The sequence below is a fragment of the Leucobacter soli genome, from assembly GCF_042659205.1.
Lineage (GTDB): Bacteria > Actinomycetota > Actinomycetes > Actinomycetales > Microbacteriaceae > Leucobacter > Leucobacter soli.
The window spans coordinates 1-2,849 of the sequence record NZ_JBHSRW010000269.1 but is presented as its reverse complement, the minus strand read 5'-3'; the positions used below and the strand labels follow the sequence as shown (position 1 = coordinate 2,849).

Sequence of the window (2,849 nt, the reverse complement as noted above, 5' to 3'; positions counted from 1 at the left end):
GGTCTCGATCTCCTTGGCGTTCTCGAGCAGCTTGGCGGTGACGGCCTCGCGAGCGGACTCGACGCGCAGGTGGGCGAGCGGGGCATCATTCTCTCGGGCGGCGAGAAGCAGCGGCTGGCCATCGCGCGGGCGCTGCTGACGGCGCCGCCGATCCTGCTGCTCGACGAGTCGACCGCGAGCCTCGACGGCGTCAACGAGCGTCTCATGCGCGAGGCCCTCGACTCGGTCGCGACCGGCCGCACGCTGCTGGTGATCGCGCACCGCCTCTCGACCGTCGTGGACAGCGACCGGATCATCGTGCTCGACGAGGGCCGCGTCGTCGGCGAGGGCACGCACGACGAACTCGTCGAGACGGTGCCGCTCTACCGCGAGCTGGCACGGCACCAGCTGCTGGTCGCCGAGAGCTGAGCCGGGGCGCGATCACCCGCGCGACGTGATCCGCTTCACCGGCACCTTGCCGCCGAAGAGCTGGCTCACCGTCACCAGCTCGAAGCCGCGATCCCGCAGACCGGACACCACCGAGTTCGCGACGTTCACGGAGTCGGGATGGATGTCGTGGAACAGGATGATCCCGCCCGGCTTCACGACCGGCACGGAGCGCGCGATCAGCGCCCGTTCGCCAGGGCGCTTCCAGTCCTCGGTGTCGACGCTCCACAGGATCGCCGGCATCCCGACCGCATCGATGATCCCGCTGTTCACCGCGCCGTAGGGCGGGCGGAAGATCCGCACGCGCTTCTTCGAGGCCGACCGGATGGCCGCGGCGGCGTCCCGCACCTGCGCCCTGGCCGCGCCGAGCGAGAGCCCGGTCAGATCCGGGTGGGTCATCGTGTGGCTGCCGATCTCGTGCCCGTCGACGACCGCGCGGCGCACGATCGACCGGCGGGCGGGTACGCGCGACCCGACCATGAACAGGGTGATCCGCGCCTCGCGCTTGCGCATGGTGCTCAGCAGCGCTCCGGTGTACGGGCCCGGCCCGTCGTCGTAGGTCAGCGCGACGCAGGGCAGCAGGCGGCAGTCGAGCTCCACGCTCGAGCGCTTCGCCTTCACGCCGACGAACCGCTTGCCCACCGCCCCGCGCAGCAGCTTTCCGACCTTGCTCGCCCAGCCGTTCGCCGTCTTCTCGTCGATGCGCACCGGTGTCGGCTCGGCCGTGCGCTCGATGCCGAGAGCAGCGAGCTCGGGGGCGACGAGCCCGGCGGGGAGGCGAGCGCTCAGGTCGCCGTCGCTCCGGTTCTTCGCGGCGGCGAGCGCCTGCCTCGCGAGCTTCAGCTGCGCCTTCCCGGGGTCGGCGATCGGGTCCGTTCCGGATCCGCCCGCCCGGCGGATCTGCTTCGCGACCGCGGCCGTCCACAGCTTCTTCGGGGTCGACGACCGCCACAGCGCACCGACCTTGCCGGCGGCTCCGGTCCTGACATCGGCGTAGTAGGTGCGGGTCGCGTCGCGCGTGATCCTCGTCCGTGAGCCGGCGACCGTGCGCATCGCCACCTGGATCACCGAGCCCGACGCCGAGATCACTTCGCAGGTGACTGCCGTGCCCCGGCCCTTCGGCGGGGCCGTGGCCGCGCGACGCATCACCTTCTTGGCCGACCATTTGGTCACCGATCCGGCGACGCAGCCGCGGCTCCCCAGCCCCGCGCCCCTGGGGAAGGCCTGCGGCGAGTAGCTCCGCTTCGTCGAGCGGATCGCCGCGCGCACCTCGCGATTCACGAGCTTGTCGAACTTCGGCACTCCCGGCACGTAGACGAAGCGCGCAGCGAAACGCGCCCGGGTGTTGCGCAGCCGTTCCTTCAGCAGGGCGCTCGAAGCGGAGGAGGTCTTCGCCGCCTGTGTCTTCACCGCCTGGAGCGCCGCCGCGCGCACCGGTGTCGGTGCGGCGATCGCGACTGCCGGTGCTACCTGGGCGGTCGCCGCGGGGGCGGGATAGATCCCTCCCGGAGCGAACGCGAGCGAGATCGCCGTCAACGCGGCGGCGGGTCGCAGAATCGAGTGCGCCATGGGATCCCCCATCCCTGAGCGGACGGCGATGTCCGCGAGTGGAGGCCCAGCATACTCCTCAGGCGATCACCGGCGGGAGGAGGTCACCGTCACCGGAGCAAAGGCGTCACCGGCACAGGTGCGCCGCCGGCGGGAGGGCCGGGCGCCGGCGCTAGGCTGCAGCCGCCGCGCGCGCCTTGTCGAGGTCGATGAAGGTCTCGGTATTGAAGCGGTAGGCCTCGCGCACCTCGTCGACCACCCGCTGGCGCTCGGCGGAGTCGAGACCGGCGCCGACCGCGTCGAGCGCGTCGCGGTACCGCTCCTTGAACTCGCGCAGGTCGCCGAGCTCGGTGAAGTCGTAGAAGGCGACGCCGGCCGCGTCGAACTCGTGCTGCTGCACCATCACGCGGGCGATCATCTGGCCGCCCGAGAGGTCCCCGAGATAGCGGGTGTAGTGGTGAGCGAGCACTCCGGCCTTCCAGCCCTCGGCCGCGACCGCACGGATGCGGTCGGCGTAGGCGGCGACCGCCGGCACGGGGGCGATGCGCTCCCGCCAGTCGGCGCCCATCAGGTGCTCGAGATCGGCCTCGAGCGCCGGGAGGCGGATGAGGGCGGCCGGGTGGAATACCGCGTACGCGGGATCCTCGGCGAACCCGGCGGCGGCCTCCTCGAGCGCCAGATACATGAAGTAGTGCTGCGCCACCATGGCGGCGTAGTCGTCACGGGTTCCACGGCCGTGCATGACGTCTTCCATGAACGTCGCATGCTCGCTCGCTCCGTGATCCCCCCAGGTCGCGCGGCGCAGCTCGCCCGAGAAGGAGCCGTCGTCGGCTGCCTGCGGGTGTCCGCCGCCGTGCGGGTGGCCGCCGCCACCG

The 2,849-nt window shown here is 71.9% G+C and carries 3 protein-coding genes; 1 reads left to right on the top strand and 2 read right to left on the bottom strand.

All coding sequences use genetic code 11. The annotated features are described in order from the left end of the window. Positions 1-408 (top strand): ATP-binding cassette domain-containing protein (locus ACFPZL_RS11950; RefSeq protein WP_382335569.1); only part of this gene is annotated, 408 nt, incomplete at its 5' end. Between the two features lie 12 nt (positions 409-420). Here the strand turns inward: ACFPZL_RS11950 and ACFPZL_RS11945 are convergent. Together ACFPZL_RS11945 and ACFPZL_RS11940 are read right to left on the bottom strand one after the other, a co-directional pair. Continuing rightward, positions 421-1,995, bottom strand: coding sequence for a polysaccharide deacetylase family protein (locus ACFPZL_RS11945; protein ID WP_218115448.1), 1,575 nt, complete (start codon positions 1,993-1,995; stop codon positions 421-423). Between the two features lie 151 nt (positions 1,996-2,146). Beyond that, complete coding sequence (locus ACFPZL_RS11940; RefSeq protein WP_382335571.1) at positions 2,147-2,779, bottom strand: biliverdin-producing heme oxygenase; 633 nt, start codon at positions 2,777-2,779, stop codon at positions 2,147-2,149. Positions 2,780-2,849: the final 70 nt, after the last annotated feature.